The organism is Actinoplanes aureus (genome assembly GCF_015704865.1).
In the GTDB taxonomy this organism is placed as follows: Bacteria; Actinomycetota; Actinomycetes; order Mycobacteriales; family Micromonosporaceae; genus Actinoplanes; species Actinoplanes aureus.
In genome coordinates, this window is the sequence record NZ_JADQTO010000002.1 from 375,268 (window position 1) to 395,600 (window position 20,333).

Annotated in this window: 8 protein-coding genes; all 8 read left to right on the plus strand. The window is 66.1% G+C overall.

Annotated features, from left to right (window positions below):
* Positions 1–93: 93 nt before the first annotated feature.
* On the plus strand, positions 94–3,228 hold the full coding sequence (gene drmD, locus I4J89_RS04765) for a DISARM system SNF2-like helicase DrmD (protein WP_230858425.1): 3,135 nt from the start codon (positions 94–96) through the stop codon (positions 3,226–3,228).
* Entirely contained in the window at positions 3,228–7,298 is a 4,071-nt protein-coding gene (locus I4J89_RS04770) for an Eco57I restriction-modification methylase domain-containing protein (RefSeq protein WP_196412572.1), read from the plus strand. Before drmD ends, I4J89_RS04770 begins: the two co-directional genes overlap by 1 nt.
* A complete protein-coding gene (drmA, locus tag I4J89_RS04775; RefSeq protein ID WP_196412573.1) occupies positions 7,295–10,984 on the plus strand; it encodes a DISARM system helicase DrmA in 3,690 nt (1,229 codons plus the stop codon). The genes I4J89_RS04770 and drmA overlap by 4 nt, the downstream gene beginning before the upstream one ends.
* Positions 10,981–13,038: a DrmB family protein gene (gene drmB, locus I4J89_RS04780; RefSeq protein ID WP_309238184.1), complete on the plus strand. Its 2,058-nt coding sequence runs from the start codon at positions 10,981–10,983 to the stop codon at positions 13,036–13,038. Before drmA ends, drmB begins: the two co-directional genes overlap by 4 nt.
* Positions 13,028–13,747, plus strand: a complete 720-nt coding sequence (gene drmC, locus I4J89_RS04785; protein WP_196412574.1) for a DISARM system phospholipase D-like protein DrmC — start codon at positions 13,028–13,030, stop codon at positions 13,745–13,747. The genes drmB and drmC overlap by 11 nt, the downstream gene beginning before the upstream one ends.
* 517 nt (positions 13,748–14,264) lie before the next feature.
* Entirely contained in the window at positions 14,265–15,713 is a 1,449-nt protein-coding gene (locus tag I4J89_RS04790) for a PD-(D/E)XK nuclease family protein (RefSeq protein ID WP_230858321.1), read from the plus strand.
* Entirely contained in the window at positions 15,685–16,842 is a 1,158-nt protein-coding gene (locus I4J89_RS04795) for a pPIWI_RE_Y domain-containing protein (RefSeq protein ID WP_196412575.1), read from the plus strand. The genes I4J89_RS04790 and I4J89_RS04795 overlap by 29 nt, the downstream gene beginning before the upstream one ends.
* The gene (locus I4J89_RS04800) at positions 16,835–20,320 is read left to right on the plus strand and encodes a pPIWI_RE_Z domain-containing protein (RefSeq protein WP_196412576.1); all 3,486 of its coding nucleotides are present in this window, start codon (positions 16,835–16,837) and stop codon (positions 20,318–20,320) included. The genes I4J89_RS04795 and I4J89_RS04800 overlap by 8 nt, the downstream gene beginning before the upstream one ends.
* Positions 20,321–20,333: the final 13 nt, after the last annotated feature.

The following is a 20,333-nucleotide window of genomic DNA, read 5'->3' on the forward strand; positions in this document are numbered from 1 at the left end:
CAGAGACAGGTTGTAACTGGGTCGGGCACGATCCGTTAATGTTCGACGGTGGCTATGTCAGCGGTGGAGACGTCGTCGGTGGCTTCGGGTGGCATGCGGAGCACGGTTCCCGAACCGGGTCAGGTAGTGGAGGTTCGTGGCTCTACCTGGGCTGTGGCGAAGGTCGAACAGCAGGGGCTGCCGCGGAGCCCGGCTGATGAGGCGGTCGCCTCCCTGAACCACGCCATCACCCTGCAGGCCCTGGACGAGGACCGTCTCGGCGAGGAGTTGACGGTCGTCTGGGAACTGGAGGTCGGCCACACGGTCACCCCGGCCCAGGGCCTGCCAACTCAGATCAACCGAGACGCCTTCGATGATCCGAACACTCTGGCCGGGTTCGTCGACGCAATGCGGTGGGGTGCGGTCACCTCTGCCGATGACCGGAGGGTGCAGGCGCCGTTCCACTCGGGCGTGACCGTGGAGGCGTACCAGTTAGAGCCGCTGCGCCGGGCGCTGTCGTCGCCGCGTACCAACCTGCTGCTGGCGGACGACGTCGGCCTTGGTAAGACGATCGAGGCGGGGCTGGTGGTGCAGGAGTTGCTGCTCCGGCACCGGGCGCGGACCGCAATCGTGGTGTGCCCACCGAGCCTGGCGTTGAAGTGGCAAGACGAGATGCGGGACAAGTTCGGGCTCGAGTTCACCATCATCAACAGCGACATGATGCGCGATGTACGCCGTCGGTACGGATTGCACGCGAACCCGTTCCAGCTGTTCCCCAGGGTGATCGTGAGCATGGCGTGGCTGCCGAGCGTGCGGGCACAGCGGATGCTGAGGGACGTGTTTGCGCAGGCGGCGAGCACAAAGACCGCCCGGCGGTACGCGTTCGACATCATGATCGTGGACGAGGCACACCACGTGGCGCCGGCCAGCCCGTCCGCGATCGGCGGTGGCCGTGGCTACGCTGTCGACACGCAGCGAACGATCGCGGTGCGCGAGCTGGCCGAGAAGTGCGAGCACCGGCTGTTCCTCAGCGCGACCCCGCACAACGGGCACCCGGAGTCGTTCACCGCGCTGATGGAGATGATCGACTCACGCCGGTTCAGCCGCGGCGCCCTGCTGGACGAGAAGGCGCTGACCGAGGTCACGGTCCGCCGGCTCAAGTCCGACCCGGCCCTGGCGTACAAGAACTTCCGGCCCCGCGAGCTGAAAGGCATCGCATTCACACCCAGCGCCGAGGAGCAGGAGATGTTCTCCCTGCTCGACCGGATCCTGACCGACAGCGCGAAGGCCAACCGGACCGGGGCCTCCGGCGACATCACCGCGATGCTGTTCAAGAAAAGGTTCTTGTCCAGCCCGTGGGCGTTCGGCATGACCTTGCAGTCGTACCTCGAAGCCCGCTCGGTAGGACAGGAGCCGTCAGACTGGGACTACGACGACATCCTCGGCGAAGGCCAGTCCGACGAAGAGGAAGGCCTCTGGGAGCAGGACGAGGCGACCGTCCTGCGCAACAGCAAGTCCAGCGACCCGCTGGTGGCGGCCGGGACCGGTGAGCTAGAAAGGCTGGCCGAATGGGGCCTCGAGTTCGCGAGTCGGCCGGACTCCCGGCTCGACACGCTGATCAGAACCTTGGAAGCGATCTGCCGGCCGTCCGGCTTTTGGTCCAACGACCGGGTCGTGATCTTCACCGAGTACGCGCACACACTTGAATGGGTCCAGCGGGTCCTGGTGCAGCAGGGCTACGACGACGTGCTGGAGGTGATCCAGGGCCAGACCCCGACCGAGGAACGGGAGCTGATCCGCGAGCACTTCACCACCGACCCGGCACGTAACCCGGTCCGGGTGCTGCTGGCCACCGACGCGGCCGGCGAGGGCATCGACCTGCAGGACTACTGCCACCGTCTGATCAACCTCGACATCCCGTTCAACCCGTCCCGGCTGGAGCAGCGGATCGGCCGGATCGACCGCTACGGGCAGAAGCAGACGCCGCTGGTGTATCAGTTCATGCCGGACCGGTCCGCTACGATCTACGCCGCGGATATGCAGTTCATGGGCCGGATCGCGCAGAAGGTGGTGACGGTCGCCCGGGACCTCGGCTCGGTCAACCAGGTCATCGCCGAAGAGATCCAGGACCATTTCACCCGTACGGCCACCACGCGCCGCGGCAAGAAAGTCGCCCTCGACGGCAATGCCGTCATCACCCGCGCCTTGGCCGGCGGCATGGACCTCAACAGCCAGCTGACTCAGCTCGAGCAGGGATACGACGACAGCAAGGCCCAGCTGCATCTCGAGCCGGACAACCTGCGCCGGGTGGTGGACACCGCCCTGCGGATCAGCCACCAGCCGCCCCTGACCGTCTCCGGCGACCACCCCGCCGACGACGGCGTTTACGTCGTACCGGCGCTCGGCCCGGCCTGGCAGTCGACGCTCAAAGGCCTGGACACCCGCTCGAAGCCCGGCGTGTGGCGGCCGATCACCTTCAACGACCAGGCCGCCGCCGGCAACAAGGACGTCGTCTACGTACACCTCGGGCATCCCCTGGTGAAGAAAGCGCAGCGGTTGCTGCGGCGGTCGCTGTGGAGCGTGGACGCCCCGCTGCACCGCGTCACCGCCGTTGTCGTCGACGATCTGGAGGAGTCGTTCGTCGCCGCGGTCACCCGCATGGTCCTGGTCGGCCGCGGCGGCCTTCGCCTGCACGAGGAGATTTTCCTGGCCGGCGTACGGCTACGGGGCCGCCGCGCGATTGCCGAGGAACGCGCCGAACGCCTCCTCGACCAGGCCCTCGACTCCGGCTCCCTGATCCTGGCCGCAACCGATGTCCGCGACGGTCTGGTGCAGGAGTGGAACGAACCGGACTCGCCGCTGCGGGCCCGGCTGTTCGAGTCGATGAGCCGCCGCGCCGAAACTCGGCAGCAGCGCGTCAGCGACCAGCTGACCAAGCGGGAACAGGCCGACGTCACCCGGGCACGGGAGATCTTCGCCGCGTTCCGCCGCAACCTGAACGAATCATTGGACGTCTTGGCCGCCAAAGAGGCGCAGGAGGCGGCCACGCTGCTGCCCGACGACCAGCAGCGGCAACGGCAGAGGGACATGGAAGCGATGCGCCGCCGCCTGGACGAACTCGGCGACGAGGAGACCCGCGAAGTCGCGGCGATTACCGAGCGTTACCGCGACATCAAACCCCACACCACCGCCGCCGCGGTCGTCTTCGCGCTCACCCCGGCCGACGCCCAGCGAGGAGGAGCACGCTGATGCCCCCCGCCCGTACTCTCCGCCCGAAGACCGCTGCCGAACTGCACCGGGCTTGGCTGGAGCTCGTCGAGACCGATGGGCCGTTCCTCGCCATCCCGCCATTGAAACGGGTCTGGCCGCAGGGCATCCCCGCCCTCGGCCCGGACCGCCTCGACACGCTGCGGCAGGCCAAACCGGCGTTCGACCACGCCTGGGAGGCCCTCGACATCGAGCCCGAGGATCAAACCCGGCAGGCGAAGTACGCCGACGCCCGTGACGTCTGGGTGCAGGCCGTGCTGCGTGACGTGGTCGGCTGGAACGAACTGCTGGCTTGGGGACCCGAGTCCGCGCCGGGCGTGACCGGGTACTCACCCGACCGCAGGCTGGCGGTCGTCCCGGACGGAGCGCTCCGCGGCCCGGACGGGATCGGAGCGCTGGTCAGTGTCGTCGCCAAGACCGACAGCCTGCACGGCACCGGTACCGACGGCTGGGCCGCCACCGCCATCGACCGCATGGAGGCGATGCTGCGCGCCTCCGGTGTCACGATCGGCATCGTCACCGACGGCCGCTGGTGGGCACTGGTCTGCGCCCGCCCGGACGCGATGGTCGCCTCCGGCATCGTCGACGCCCAGACCTGGGTCGAGGAACCGCTGACCCGCAACGCGTTCCTCACCGTCACCGCCCGGCAGTACATCATCGGCGGCGACCCCAACGAACGCCTCCCGAAACTGTTCGAGGAGTCCGTCGCCGCCGCCGAGGAAATCACCGAAGCCCTCGGCGCCCAGGTACGCCGCGCCGTCGAACTGCTGATCCAGGCGTTCGACGAGGTCTCCACCGACCACCGGCGCCGAGGCCTGCCTGACCCGCTGCCGGCCGACCCACACGAGACCTACTCGGCTGCGGTGACGGTCATGATGCGCGTCGTCTTCCTGCTCTTCGCCGAGGAACGCGGCTTGCTGCCGCAGAGCGAGCTGTTCCTTCAGGGGTACGGCATCAGCGGCGACCTGGACGCCCTCGAACACCGCAACATCGGCGACGGCGAAGAGTCCCTGGACAGCACCTACCTGACCTGGCACCGCCTGCTGGCCACCAGCCAGGCCTTGTACCGCGGCGCCAGCTTCGAGAACATGCGGATGCCCGCGTACGGTGGCTCGCTGTTCGACCCGGACCGGCACCCGTTCCTGACCGTCTCGAGCGAGAACAGCACCCTGGCCCTGCCCGTCTCCGACTGGGTCATGCTGCACGTCCTGCGCTCCGTGCAGGTTGCCCAGCTCAAGGGCGGCGACGCCCGCCGCATCTCGTTCCGTGACATCGACGTCGAACAGATCGGCTATATCTACGAAGGTCTGCTTGGTTACACCTGCACCCGCGTCAACGAGATCCACCTGGGGCTAGTCGGCACCGCCGGCTCCGAACCCGAAGTCTCCCTGACTCTGCTCGAACGCCTCGCCGAGCAGCACGGCACGCCGGCCGCGCTCGCGAAGGCGATCATTGCGTGGCTCAAAGACCACCAGCCTGGCGCTGTCGCACCCAGTGCCAACGCTCTCGCCAAGCTCCTCGCCGCGACGCCGAGCGAGGATGCCGACCGGCACCTCCGGGCTATCACCGAAGACCAGAAACTCCGCGACCGGCTCCGACGGTGGGCCACCGTCACCCGACCCGACCTGCGCGGCCGACCAACCGTGGTTCTCGCCGACGGGCTGCTTGTGACCGAGACCCCGTCTCGCAAGAACGCCGGTGCCCACTACACGCCCCGGGACCTCGCCGAACGCGTCGCCCGGCACGCACTCGAACCGCTCTGCTACTTCCCAGGCCCGCACCAGACGCCCAACCGTGAAGAGTGGCAGATCCGCCAGGGTTATGAGATCTTGAACCTCAAGGTTGCCGACATCGCCGCCGGTTCCGGTGCCTTCCTGGTCGCCGCCGCCCGCTATCTCGCCGACAAGCTCGTCGAAGCGTGGGACAAGCACGGCTCCGTTCAAGCCGTCCACCGTGACCTCAAACAGCACGCCATCCGCGAAGTCGTCGCCCGCTGCCTCTACGGGGCTGACATCAACGCAATGGCCGTCGAAATGTGCAAACTCTCCCTTTGGTTGGTCTCCCTCGACCGCGACCTGCCGTTCTCCTTCGTCGATGACAAGATCCTGCACGGCAACACTCTGCTCGGGCTCACCAACCTCCGCCAGCTCGAGCAACTCCACATCGACGCACCGAAGTTCCGGCAGGCACCACTGACCGGCATCGTCGACATCAAGAACATCATCAACTCGGCCGTCGCGATCCGACGCGAACTCGCCAGCGAGGTCAAGGAGAACGACCCCCAGCGCAGCGCCACCGCGAAGACCCGCCTGCTCGCCCAGCTCCACACCTCCACCGCACTCCTCAGCAAGGCCGCCGACGGAGTCATCGCCGCCGGTCTCCGCCTCGGCGGAGCACCCACCAGAACCCTCGAAGAGAGCTACGACAGCCTGGCCGAAGCTGTCCGGGCCGCAATCCCCAGAGGTACGGCGGAAGCCGACCCCACGATGCTCGACGAGATCATCGAACTGGGCCTGACTCCGACCGTGACTACCGACTACGAGCGCTGGAAACCCCTGCACTGGGTCCTCGAAGTCCCTGACGTGATCGTCGACCACGGCGGCTTCGACGCCATCATCGGGAATCCCCCTTTTCTGGGGGCAAAAATGCTCAGCGGCACAGTGGGAACAAATGTCCGTGAGTGGCTGGTCAATCAGTTGGCAAATGGGGCCAAGGGGCGAGCGGATTTAGTAGCTTACTTCCTTCTGCGCGCTGTCAGCCTGCTCAACGAAAACGGTGTACTGGGCTTGATCGCAACCAATAGCGTCGCGCAAGGAGCTAGTCGCGAAGTTGGCCTCGACCAAGTAGTAAAAAACGGATTTACGTTGACTCGGTCAGTGCAAAGCGCGCCTTGGCCATCAGCAAGTGCGAACCTGGAATACGCGGCAATGTGGGGAACGAAAAGTGTACTAGCGAGCGAAGCGCACAAGAGCGCTGATGGTGTGGTCGTTCCTCAAATATCTACGATGTTAGAGGCTGCAGGTTCGGTCGAGGGCGCGCCGATTCGCCTACTCGAAAACGAAGGAATCGGCTTTGTGGGTTGCACCGTTCTCGGTATGGAGTTCGTGCTCGAGGTGGGGCAGGCTCAGGCATGGATGGCCGAAGATCGGCGGAACCGTGAAGTTCTCTTCCCCTACCTCAATGGTGAGGACTTGAACTCTCGGTCTGACTGCTCGGCTTCTCGATGGGTTATTGATTTCAATGATCGCAGTGAAGAGGAGGCGAGGTCATTCACAGCACCCTTCAGCCGCCTGTCAACATTCGGGAAGCTTGATTCGCGGCAGGGTAATGAAAGTTCTAGGCGTGACCGCTGGTGGCAGTATTGGAGAAATGCCCCTACGATGCGGGCGGCGATTGCGAATCTTCGCGAGGTGCTGGTGATCGCCCTAGTCAGTAAAACTGTTATGCCGATGCGTGTTCCCACTCGGCAGGTTTTCAATAACAAGCTAGGCGTTTTCGCCACTGATTCATTCGCTGACCAGGCGGTGCTTTCGTCGAGCGTTCACCAACTCTGGGCTATCAAATACAGTGTTACGCTCCGCACTGACGTCAACTATACTCCTTCAGAAGTATTCGATACCTTTCCGCGTCCTTCGTCGACACCTCTGCTCGGAGAAGTGGGGGCGGAGTTGGATGCCATTCGCCGAGAGATGATGCTCCGGAGGAATCTGGGGTTGACGAAGCTCTATAACTTTGTCAACGATCCTGATCATAAGGATCCGGACATCCTGCAGATACGGCAGCTACATGTCGCCCTAGATGAGGCTGTGATGGCAGCATACGGATGGTCGGATGTGCCGTTGGAGCATGGGTTTCATTCGTACCGTCAGATGACGCGGTGGACGGTGAGCCCGGCGGCGCGGGTGGAGATCTTGGATCGCTTGCTGGCGGAGAATCTGCGGCGCGCAGCGGCGCAGGGCAAGAAGGAGAAGCCCAAGAAGGCGACGGCTAGGACGGCCCGAGGAAGCGGTCGGCGGCCGGCTGCGAACGAGAACCAGGAGACGCTGCTGTGACGGAGCCGGTACCGGGTTTCAAGTTGGCGTTCGAGCCGGATGGGAAGTCGTTCACGGTTCGGGAGAACCTGGTCGACGTCATCGAGCGGGAGTTGCTCGGTCCGGCTGGTGGGCCGGAGGAACTGCTGCCGGTGAGTCCGCGGCAGTTGTATCTGGTCGGGCATATCGCGCCGGTGAAGCTGACGGAGCCGGAGGCTGATCCTGACGGGTCCGAGGATGGGTATGGGCTGGTCGGTGTCCGGTCGGATACGGCTGCTGCTCATGCTCAGCGTGGCATTCCGGCCGAGGCGGCTGATGGCGCTGACGTCGACGGTGAGGAAGACGACGTCGATGACAAGGCGCCGAAGCAGGGGTTGATGATCCCGTCGTCGATGGGGTTGCGGTTCCAGGTGCCGAAGGAGCTTGCCGAGTTCACGGTGACCGCGACGTGGGGCACCTACGAGAGCGTGAAGACCGACGAGGTCGACAAGCGGGGCCGGCCGGTCCGGCGGTACCGGCGTACGCCGGTCGGGATCGTCGAGAAGATCGCCGTGCCGGATCTGATCGCGGGGCGGACGTACACCCGGTCGTTGAGTGGTGACATCTGCCTGCGGATCGACACCTACGACGACGCGCCGCGAAGCCGGCTGTTGATCGAGATCGCATTGGTCAACGATCGGGAGACACCGCCGACGATCCCGGTGAACGAGTGGCTTTTCCAGACCAAGCTGCACGTGGACGCGGGCGGTGCAGCGGTGTTCCTGCCGGTGCGGGACGTGATGGAACACGAGTGGCCTGAGCAGGACGACGAGGTACGGCGGTTGCACCTGCAGTACCGGAACCGGCTGGAGTACGCGGTCGGCCGTACCTGTTCGGTGGATTGGCAGGCGGACAAGGACGCCCGCCGGGCTACCGCGGTGTGGACGACCTGGCTTCCGGTTGCGGACACGCCGCAGACCCGGGCACGGTCGGTCAAGGGTGCGCTGCTCGGTATGGACGAACTCGCCGAGGCGAGCCCGGAGCAGGTTCGTGACGGGCTCCGCCCGCTGGTGGACGGATATGCGGACTGGCTGGACGGCGAGAAGGGGCAAGCGCAGACGGCCGCCGGTCTCCCGGAGCACCTGCGGGAGTTGGCCGAGGAGGTCATCGAGGAAGCCCGGGCCGTGCGGCAACGGCTTGCTGCCGGCCTTGCCCACATCGTCGCCGATCCGGAGGCGTTCGCCTGCTTCCGGTTCATGAACGAGGTGATGCGCGACCAGCGGATTCACTCTCAGATCTCGGCGAAGCGCAGCTCGGACCCGAACCTGTCGTTTGATGCTGCTCAAGCCATGGTGGTCGAGGAAGAGAAGGAGTCGCCGTCGGCGTGGCGGCCGTTCCAGCTCGCCTTCATCCTCATGCAGTTGCCGGCCTTGACCGACCCGACCGCGGCGATCCGCAGCGGTGAGCTGGCCCGGGTGGAACTGTTGTTCTTCCCGACCGGTGGTGGCAAGACCGAGGCGTATCTGGGGCTGGCCGCGTACACGTTCGCAATCCGGCGCCGGCAGCAGGTGGTGGCATCCGCGGATGGGCCGTTGGACGGCCGTGACGGGGTGGCCGTGTTGATGCGGTACACGCTCCGGCTGCTCACCGCGCAGCAGTTCCAGCGGGCCACCGCGCTGGTGTGTGCGGCCGAGCTGGCTCGTCGCCGGGATGTGGCGACCTGGGGTGGCACACCGTTCCGGATCGGGCTGTGGGTCGGCACGGATGTCAGCCCGAAACGCTGGGACGAGGCCGACGAGCAACTGCGTAAGGCCCACGCGTACGGCGGGCACCGGCTGACGGTGCTGCAGGTCCAGCGGTGTCCGTGGTGCGGTAGCCCGATCAGTGCGGCGAACGTGAAGCCGATCAAGGCGACCCGACGGGTCCTGGTGTTCTGCGGTGACGACCTCGGCCGGTGCCCGTTCGCGAAGGGCGGGGAGGTCGACGAGGGCCTGCCGATGCTGACGGTGGACGAGGAGATCTACCGGATGCCGCCGGCGTTCGTAATCGCCACGGTCGATAAGTTCGCCCGGTTGGCGCGTGAGGGGGAGGCTGCTGCGCTGTTCGGCTACGTCGGCCGCTACTGCGGTCGGCACGGCTACGTGCACCCGGACTACGCCGGCTGCGAGATCACCACCGGGCACAAGGCCGAGCCTGGTCTCTCGGCGGCGACGGTACGGCCGGTCGGCCGGCTGCGGCCGCCGGATCTGATCATCCAGGACGAGTTGCACCTGATCACCGGTGCGCTCGGCACTGCTGTCGGGCTGTTCGAGGTGGCGGTCGAGACGCTCGCGTCGTGGGAGACCGCGGACGGTGTTCCGGTTCGGCCGATGATCGTGGCGTCGACGGCCACGGTGCGGCGGGCCGAGGATCAGGTCCGGGGCTTGTACGGACGGGGTGTGGAGATCTTCCCGCCGCAGGTGCTGGATGTGGCCGACACGTACTTCTCTCAAGAGGTGCCGATCGGGCCGGGAACTCCGGGCCGCCGCTACATCGGGGTCAGCGCCCAGGGGGTGCGGCTGTCGAGCGCCGAGATCCGAGTTGCTGAGGTCTTGTTGCTGGCAGGGCAGCTGCTGTTCGACCGCAGCGGTGCCGCCGCCGACCCGTACATGACCTTGGTGGGTTATTTCAACGCCACCCGGGAGCTTGCCGGTATGGCCCGGTACGTCGCCGACGACGTGCAGAACCGGGTTCGTCAGCCCCGGCCGGGGTCAGGTTTCCCCCGTCGGCTCGGCTCGTACAACCGGTTGGTCACCGGGGAGTTGACCTCGCGGATCGCGTCGGTAGATATCGGCCGTACCCTGGACAACCTGTCTCTGGAGTTCGACCCGGGCTACGCCACCACGGCGGCGATGCGCCGGCGGGTCGAGAAGGAAGCTGCAGGGGAGAAGACCGCGCGGCCGAAGGCCGACCCGTTCGACGTGGTCTTGGCTACCTCGATGCTGCAGGTCGGCGTAGACGTGCAGCGCCTCGGCCTGATGTTGGTCGTCGGACAGCCGAAAAACACCGCCGAATACATCCAGGCGTCCTCCCGCGTCGGCCGTGACGCGAACCGGCCCGGCCTGGTGGTAGCCCTCGGCAACTGGGCCCGCCCCCGTGACCTGGCGCACTACGAGCAGTTCCGGCACTACCACGAGACGTTCTACTCGCAGGTCGAAGCGCTTTCGGTCACCCCGTTCTCGCCGACCGCGCTCGACCGGGGTATCGACGGGGTGCTGGTCAGCGCGGCCCGGGTGATCCAGGCCCACCGCGGCGACGGCCTGTCTCCCGAGCGCAACGCGTGGAAGGTGCGGGACGAGGGATCCGCCCTGACCGCTTTGGTCGGCCGTCTGTATGACCGGATCAAACCGGCCGCGCAGATGGACGAACTGATGACGCAGGCGTACCAGCGGCTGATCAACCGGCTCGACCAGTGGCACGCCCGTGGGAAGTACGCGGAGAAGCAGCACAAGACTCTCGTCTACGAGCGGACCGGGGATAACGACACGTACCTGCCGCTGCTGATCAGCCCGGAGAACGCGAAGGCACATCAGGCGCAGCCGGACCGGGCGCCGTTCGTCGTCGCGCACTCGATGCGTGAGGTGCAGCCGGAGATCAACCTGCTGGTGAGCCCGCTGCCGGGCCGGTTGTTCGTGATGGAACCCGATGATGCGCCGGTGTGGGAGCTGCCCGAAGGAGATAAGCCGTGACCACAGTCGACGACCCCAACAAGATGATCTTCGAGTCGTCGGAGCCGATGGACCCGCTGAGCGAGAGCGAGGACGCCCAGGCCAAGAACCGGGCGAAGGTCGGCTCGGCCCGTCCCTCGTCGCTGCTCTACACCTACGGCGTCGGCTCGATCATGGACCTGCCCCAGTTCTCGATCATGCCCGCCGGCCTGGACGACTGGGAGCCGATCTGGCGCCGCCGCGAGACCATCCCCTTCATCGAGGAACCGCGGCTGCTCAAGGTTGTCCAGCTGCACCTTGGTCCGCGGGTACAGCAGCTGCGGCCGTTCCCCTGGCAGCCGAAGGCCCGGGCGATGTCCCAGGAGGGCTCTGACCTCGGCATCCCGGCCCGGGTGTTCCCGCAGTGGCTGCGGTGCACCGGCTGCGACTACCTGGGACCGCTGTCACGGTTCTCCTACACCAACACCCACCCGTTCCGACCTGACCTGGCAACGTTCGAGCACCTCAGCTGCCCAGGCCGCGGCCTCAACAAGGGCAAGGCCCCGGGAACGAAGGGCAAGACCCGCCGCAGCCCAGCGGTGCCTGCCCGCTACCTGTTGGCCTGCGTCAACGGCCACCTCGACGAGTTCCCGTACGCGCTGTGGGCGCACCGCGGCAAGCCCTGTCCAGCTGCACCCCAGCCCGACCTAAAACTGATCGATAGCAACATCGGCCAGGGTGCTGGCGCGGTCATCGTCTGCGAACGTTGCAAGCAGCGGCGCGGCATGAGCGAAGCCCAAGGCGCGTCCGGGAAACGGAAGCTGCCCGACTGCCGGGGTCGGCACCCGCACCTAAATGCCTTCGACAGCAGCTGCGGACAGCCGACCACCCTGATGATGATGGGCGCCTCAAACCTCTGGTTCGCCTCCACCCAGTCGATCATCGTCATGCCGCGCTCCGCCGAGCAGGACAAGATCGCACTCGCCACTCGCATGCGGACCCTGCTCACCGAGGAAGAGCTGGCCGACTACGCGGGCGTGCCGAAGATCCTGCGCTCGCTGCTCAAAGCCCACAAATGCGACCTCACTGATGTCTCTGACGAGGAGCTGACCGCTGCGGCCGCCGAGGCGCTGGCGCCGCCGCCGTCGGAGGAGGACCGCAAGGAGAAGCTGCGCCAATGGGACCCGGTCGAGCTCCTCGTGCCGGAATGGGACTACCTGCAGAAACCCACACTGTTCGCGCAGCAGCAGGACGCCAGCGGCCTCATGGTCACCGAGACGGCGACCAGTCCCGACTTACCGAAACAGATCCACCGGGTCATCGCCGTCAACCGGATGAAGAAGATCAACGCGGTTCTCGGGTTCACCCGCATTGACGAGATGGACCGGGTCAACGACCTGGCCGCCCGGCTGGTCAAACTTACCCGTGACGGCCGCCCGACCTGGGTGCCGGCCACTGAAGACCGCGGCGAAGGCATCTTCCTGCAACTGGACGAGAACAAGGTCGCCGACTGGGAGACGCAGATCGTCAACACCAGCCTGTGGAAAGCCCACAAGCAGGCCCACCGGCACAACTTCGCGCGCCGGTTCTCCGCCACCGCGGCCAACATCGACCCGGACACCCGGTTTCCCGAACCTCGCTACTGGCTGATCCACACGCTCTCGCACATCCTGATCCGCGAGATGGCCATGTCCTGCGGCTACGGCGCCGCCAGCCTTAGCGAACGCCTCTACGCCTGGCACGCCACCCCCGACCGCCCCGCCGCCGCCGGACTGCTGATCTGCACCACCGCCTCCGACAGCGAGGGAACCCTCGGTGGTCTCGTCGCCCTTAGCCAGCCCGAACGGCTCCGCCGCCTCGTCGCCGACGCGCTGCACCGGGCTGCCCGATGCTCCTCCGACCCGGTGTGCGGTCAGCGCACCCCACGCCACGGCGAGGACTTCCTCCACGGAGCGGCCTGCCACTGCTGTTCGTTCGCCTCGGAGACCTCCTGCGAACGGGCAAACCGCTTCCTTGATCGCCGATTCCTGCTCACCCTGCCCACCATCGACGACGAGCGAGTACCCGGCTTCTTCGGTGCCGTCGATGGCTACTGACCCCCACGAGGCGCTCGGCGCTTTTCTGACCGCCTACGAAGCAATTCGCCTCGCTGCGCTTTTTCAGGCCGGAGCAACGACCGGCCAGGCGTTGAGGGAAGTTCACGCTGCTCGCCGCAGCGAGGCGCGGCAGTTGCTCACCGAGGCTGGGATCGGCCCGAGTGCCCGCGAGACCTCTGTAGTGGTGTTGCGGGCCATCGCCGGTGCCAGGTCGGTTCAGACCGCCATTACCCCGGTCTGGACCATGCCAGGCCCGCACGCCACGATCGGCCGGCTGACCAGCGAAGCCCAGCGGATCATCGACGACGCCCGCATGTCGATCGTCTGCTCCAGCTTCAACTTCACCCCGCACTCGGCGATGTGGCGTTCCCTGCAAACCGCAGCCACCCGCCCGAGCCTGGCCGTCACCGTCTACCTGGACGCGACCGCCGGCTCCCCGGCCGCAGTCGCGGCCCACCTGCCGAAAGCCACTGTGCTCCGGACCCTGACCGCCCCAGGAGCGACGAAGCCACTCGTCAGCCATGCCAAGTTCATCGTCGTCGACCACACGGTGACGCTGTTGACCAGTGCGAACTTCTCATGGAGCGCCGAAAACTCGAACATCGAGCTCGGCCTGCTGATCCACGACACCGTCCTCGCCGAGTCGATCGAAACCCTCATGCGCAGCAAACACGGCCTGCTCTATGAGCCCGTAGGGTCCCAAAACTGATTGGCCCGCATGGCTTCGAGTGCACGTCGAGCGGTCAAGCTTGATCGTCTAGAGCCGAGGGCTCCGGTGGGGAGATCGACGAGAGGGGCGGGGTGCGAAGCGGACTTGTGCGGCGGCTGCGCGGATGGGCCTGTACACCCCGCCGTGGGAGCCTGCTGGCGTTTCCACTCACCGTTGTCTAATAATTACGGCCTGCGATAAAGGTCAAAGTACTGAACTCTGCGGTCATCCTCGCCACGGGAGCGCGATGTCGGACAGTACGCCGATGCCCAGGGAACACCGCAACACCCTTCTACAGGTTCCAGGTCAGAGGCTGCCGAACGAGACGCCGCCCGCGAGGGAATGGACCGTGCCGCCTGAACTCGTGGGCAGTACGTCACCCATCCGAGTCGGAATGAACCTTCTGACGGGGGGAGACCACCGGTGCTCACTGCATCTTGCAGTGAAGTCGAGACCGGGGCTCAAACCCGTAGCCTGGCCACGACGGGACAAGCCGCCGGTGCCGGTGCGGCTGGCCATGGACGTGCTGAACGCCGTCGAGTTCGATCGCTTGCCGGTCGACGAGGCTTTGAATGCGGTCTTCCAGAGCCAGCCGGTGCAGGAGGGTGTTTCCTCTTTCATCGGACATGCCGTTCGCAGCTACCTATCGGCCTGCATGGCGGCGCCGGCGTTGCTACCGGAGGCGCGCTGGTGGGTAGTTCAGCATGTCGATCAGGGTGTGCGCGAGCTGTGGGCTTGGGGTCGGCGCTATCGCTCGGCGGACGGATCTATGCGGGAGCTGCGGCTGCTGCGAGTCGCGAACATGCTAAAGCGACCACGTAGCGACGTCGAGATTGCCGTCGCCGCCTACACCTGCGCGTTCGGACGTCCTGCGCCGTGGCCGCAGGACTGGGAGAGGGAGTTTCTCGTCCGGGCGCGTGAGGACGTGTCACGTGTGGTGGTCGCCGAGGTCGATCTGTCTGATGGGCTGAGGAAGGTCCTATTCGATGGCACGCCCGAGGAGGCATCCGCTCTTCACGAGAGAGGGGGACGTGGCGCAGCGGCTCAGGTCATTCGAGGTGAGGCCCGCCGGCCCGGTGGCGATTGCGTGAAATGCCGTCTTGTGCTCGCCTGCGATGAAGTGGTGCGAGCGCCAGGCCTGCTGGGGCTGCCTACGTACCGGCGAGCAAAGCTACGCCAAGTGTCGATCAGCGATCTGCGCTATTACGACGCATGCCCGGCCCAATATCATCTGCGTGCGCTGCATCTACCAAAGGTGGATGAGTACGCCGTCCCGGCGCGGATCGGCCAGGCGGTCCACCATCACCTGGAAACGCTGCATGCCAGAGCGGACAGACCGTGCCGGCACGAAGACATGCCGACGGATGCCGGCTGGCCCGACCCGCGATGGGACCTCGACACCGAAGCCGCGGAAGCGGGTATTCGGATGCTCGCGCATCACCCATCCGTGTGTCCTGTCCAAGAGGACACCTCAGATCTTACGATCGAGAAAACTCTCGTCTTTCAAGACACCGCCGCCCAGGTATTGGTGATCGCCAAGCCAGATCTTGTCTACCGCGATGCCGGCGCCTGGGTATTCCGGGAGACCAAGACGACCCGTCGCCGTCAGCAGGGCAGCGACATCTTCACACAGTATCCGCAGGTCGCACTGGCAACAGCGGTCCTCGGACGAGGTCTGCTCGGCGGTCCTGTCGATGGTTCCCGTGTCGAGCTGGAGATTCTTCGGCCGGGCGGTGCAGATCTCTTAATGGTTGATCCTGCAGACCCGCAGCAGCTCGCCGAGGCGTACTCGGCCTTGCGGAGGATGGCACGGCCGTGGCGGGAGGACGACACCTTCGCCGCGACGCCGGGGGAAAACTGTCGTACCTGTCCGGTAAGCAGGTGGTGTCCTAGCGCGGCGGAGACGGATCCGCTGCCGTCCTCTCAGGAGACCGCCCGTGGTGCTGACCGAGAACAGCCCGCCTGATCTGTCCGACTTCACCGGGGTCACGTTGCTGCGCATGGTGGCAACCGCCTTGGTCAGCCTGTCACGTCACGACAGGTCGCCGGACCCGATCTATGCCGACAAGGTGCAGAAGGCCTATAACCACGTGGTCCTGCAATGCTTGCTACGCGGGATGGACCCGCCGAGCAGTGTCGCGGACATGGCGCGTTGGGCGACGACAAAGCCGATCGGGCAGTGGCCGTTCGACTTACCGCCGGAAGCCGAGAATCTGGACGAATACCTCGTCGACGTGCAGACAGGTGTGCCGACCCAGCGGTGCTACGAGTGGGAGGTCTCCGCTCACGATGCCGCCGCCGAGCTGTTCGAGAACGAGATCATCCGTACGGTTTTCGCGCAGTGCCAGGCGGCACGATCGCCGCAGTCGTACACCGCGTTCCGCTATCTTCTGATCGACAAGCCGGTCCTGACCGGCATCGACAAGGCCACGCTGATCGGCGAGCATCCTGAGCTGGGTATCGTCCTGGAGACGGTGAACCGGTGCTACGAGCCGGCTCCGGCCGCCTACCGCGCTGCCGACGGCCGGTTCGCCACCTGTTCGCGCTGCCACTGTCTGCTCAAACCGGACGGCCGATCCTGGCGCTGCGAACTTGACCGCTGCCGCCGCGAGGCCCACGCCACCCCAGGCGACTTCATCGACGACCGCTCGACCGGTGGGCTGTACTTGCTGCGGGCGCCACTGCGCATGTTCATCACCGGTCCCGGCCTGGCCGAGGTTGAGTTGGAGAAGAAACTCATCGGCAAGGGCCTCGTCCCGGAGATGTGGCCGGGTTGCGACGCCTATGACCTGCGGATCACCCTGCCGAACCGGCAGGTGTGGGCCATCGACGTGAAAGACCGGGCCAACCCGGCCCTGCTCGGGTACAGCGCGACCCGCTTCCGGCCCGAGCCGCCGTACAACCGTGCCTTTCTGGTCGTGCCGCAGTATCGGTTCGACGACCGCGATGACTACAAGATCGTCTTCGAACACTTCTGTCCACCGGAGGTCAGGGAGCAGGTGACCTTGCTCAGCGATAAGGCTTTCCTGCGGCTGGTGACCACCACCCTGACCAGGCTGCGCAAGAACGGCGCTGCGGGAGGCGACGATGCGTGATCGCAGCAGCTGGCATAGCGAGTTCGCCAGCGAGTTCCGCGGCTCGTGGAAGGCGCCCGCAGGTTTCGCCGTCGGTGATCTACTCGACGTCGAGCTGGCCATCTACCTCGGAACCCGCGTCATGCCGGCACGGCCGGTACGCGACCTGTGGACGTTACTCAGTGGCTATCCCTACGAAGAAGCGTTCGGCGATGTCCGCAGCGACGATGCCCGGTTGATGATCCGCCGCGCCCGGCACTTTCTATGGGACCGCAGCCGTCGCTATACCTGGCACAACTCGCTGCACATGTACCTCGAGGTCGACATCACGCTGCGCGGCTACACGTTCCCATCCATCGACGATCTTCCCGAGCCGCTGAAACCCACGCCCGCCCACAACCGGGAGGATGTCTACGAACGGCTGCTGACCCAGCCGCCGCCACTGGAACGACGCGAGCTTCCCATCGCCGGCGCCGGCGACCAACTGTTCTATGTCCGAGACCAGCGCCACTCCGTCAAAATCCCTGCCGATTTGGTCGGCCTGAGGCCGCTGGTAGGGCACGACGCCAACGCCGTTCCCATGGGCAAAGGCGACCCGATCACCGTCACCATGGACGAGTTGGAAGCCGCGGCCAGCGCCATGGACCGCACCGAAGCCGGCACCCCGGGTAAGACCAACGACTGGAAGAAGCGTCTCAAGCGGGTCGAGCTGCTGGTACGCGACGAAACAGCAGAGGCGTTCCTGCCGCACGCACAGCTGCGCATCGACAAGTTGATGAACATGGTCGGCATGGTCGGCGCCGGCAAGTCGACCATCCGCGACATCGTGGCCTTCCATCTGGCCACCCGCGAGAATCCGGCCGCCCGGCGCCGGACCACGATCGTCGTCGGTGACGTAGCAGAAGTCCTGACCATCACCGAGCAATTCCGTCGCCTCGGCATCCATGCGGCCCCGATCCTGGGCAAGTCAACCCTCGAACGCAACATTCAGCGGCTGCACCGGCGAAGCGAGTCCGCCACCCAGACAATGCTCAACCATGACAATCCAGGGTTCGCGCATCTGTCGAGCGCCTGCCCACTCGATGCACTGCGGGGATTCGAAGCCCGGCGAGCATTGGCCATCACTGCAGCGCCGTGCACCGGTCTGTACAACGCTGACGACGTCGAGAAAGCTGAGATCGAGCACGACGATCCCGACCCTGCCGCCATCGGCTTCCGGCGGCGCCGCAAGCCCGCGCGGCCCAAACGACACGGATGTCCCCTGTGGTCCGCATGTCCACGGCACAGCGCCTCCCGCGAATTGGTCGACGCGCAGATCTGGGTCACCACGCCGGCCGCGCTCGTGCACAGCCGTATTCCTGACCACCTCAACGACGAGAACATGCGCTACCTGGAACTGGCATGCCGCCGCAGTGACCTGATCATCGTCGACGAGGCCGACCGGGTACAGATGCAGCTGGACACCGCATTCGCTCCGGCGGCAACCCTTGTGGCTCGTGGCTCCGAGTCGTGGCTCGACGAGGTCGGCAAACACAAGCTCACCGAGCTGGCCGCACAGGGCCGGCTACAGCTGTCCAGCGACGAGATCGACGACTGGAACAACGCGCTGAACACGGTCATCACGGCCACCGACCGGATCTACTCCATGCTGATCAACGACGAACCGCTGCGCCGCTGGATCACGCAGGACTACTTCAGCGCGATGACCCTGCACCAGTGGCTGATCAACGAGTGGTTCCCCGATCTGCGCAAACGCAGCCGCAACGGTGACGAGCACACCGTGGCCATCGACGAGGATAAGCTCGCAGCTCAGCAAGCCGAACTCCAGCGCGTCGACACCATCCTCGGCAACTTCCGCGACTCCCCACTGACCCCGCTGCGCAGCCGAGGCCCCGAGGACACGACCACGGAACTGGTCAACGCCCTCGTGGCGATGGCAACGGAACTGTTGCACGCACCCCGCGCGGTATTCGTCCGTGAATACAGCCGACAACGCCTCAAGGAACTACTGCGCCGACTGGTACCCAACAACGCCTCCGTCGCCGGTGACCTTGACGCCAATCTCCACCGCTTCGAGTTCACCCTCGTCCTGGCCGTCCTGCACGATCGCCTCGACCGCATGACCCTCCTGTGGCCCCGCGTCGAAGCCGCGCTCAACCTCGACTCCACCTCCAACGTGCTCTCGCGACGGCCACCCAAGGACTACATGCCGGTGGTCCCCGAATCCCCCATGGGCAACGTGCTCGGCTTCCAGTTCCAAGCCGGCGACCGTAACGAGGACGGCGACCAGAGCGGCGAACTGCGGTTCTTCCGCTGCAACGGCGTCGGCCGCGAGCTCCTGCTGGAACTGACCGACATCCCGACCGTGGACAACCGGCCCGGTCCGCACGTGCTACTGATGTCGGCCACCAGCTGGGCCGGCACCTCCAGCCGATACCACCTGCACACCCAGGTCGACGCCGTACTCCGCCCCCATGAACACGAAGTCGCCGCCATCAAGGAGAGCACCTTCCGCACGCTCTTCCTCTACCCACCCGGCGTCACCACCGCCCTGAGACTGTCCGGCACTGACCCCCGGCAGAGGCCCGCCCAGCTCGAGCAGATGCTGCACCAGCTCGCCGCACCCGACCCCAGCCTGACCGGCACGACGTCGCTGCTGCACCAGGAACTCGACGACATCGACGACCCGCAACGGCGCCGGATCCTGCTCCTGGTCGGCAGCTACGCCGAAGCCCAACGCGCCGGGCACTACCTCAACAATCTGCCCGAATGGACCGGCAACGTCACGGTCCTGGTATCCGACGACACCGACCTCGACCACTCCTGGAGCAACCTGCCCGCCGACATCAAACAGCTCCACCTACGCCGCGGCGAGCTGACCAAGTTCCCCGACATCGGCGGACAGCTACTGATCGCCCCGCTGCTGGCCGTCGAACGCGGGCACAACATCGTGATCCCAGGCGGCAAAGCCGCCATCGGCACCGTGTACTTCCTCGCCCGCCCGCACCACCGCCCGGACGACATCACCCTGGCCACCCAAGCGATCAACGACTGGGCCGTCCGCCAGGTCAGAGGTCCCGGCAAGCGCTTCACCCAGACCGCCCTGGCCGCGGGCAGCCCTGACGACGCCGGCCTGCGGTTCCGGGCCGAAGCCGCCCGCAAATGGCACCGGTTTCTCACCCGCCGCCTGTCCTGGACCAGCCTGCCGCCCGACGAGAAATCCGCCTTCACCTGGGATCAACTGGTGGTCATCTGGCAAGTCATCGGACGACTCGTGCGCGGGGGTGTCGCCGCCCGCGTCTACTTCGTCGACGGCGCCTTCTCTCCCCGCGAATCGGGCTTCATCGGCGACGACACCCCCTCGACGAGCCTGCTGCTCAGCATGCTGGACGAACTCGCTCCCTACTTCGACCCCGACTCGCCGAAATCGGCCATCGACCGGTCGCTGGTCGAAGCCCTCTATGACCCGCTCTACCGCGCTCTGCGCGACATGAACTGACCACCCGGATCTG

Coding starts and splice junctions, on each gene's coding strand:
- drmD (WP_230858425.1), top strand. CDS start 94: ATGCGGAGCACGGTTCCCGAACCGGGTCAGGTAGTGGAGGTTCGTGGC.
- I4J89_RS04770 (WP_196412572.1), top strand. CDS start 3,228: ATGCCCCCCGCCCGTACTCTCCGCCCGAAGACCGCTGCCGAACTGCAC.
- drmC (WP_196412574.1), top strand. CDS start 13,028: ATGGCTACTGACCCCCACGAGGCGCTCGGCGCTTTTCTGACCGCCTAC.
- I4J89_RS04790 (WP_230858321.1), top strand. CDS start 14,265: ATGGACGTGCTGAACGCCGTCGAGTTCGATCGCTTGCCGGTCGACGAG.
- I4J89_RS04800 (WP_196412576.1), top strand. CDS start 16,835: ATGCGTGATCGCAGCAGCTGGCATAGCGAGTTCGCCAGCGAGTTCCGC.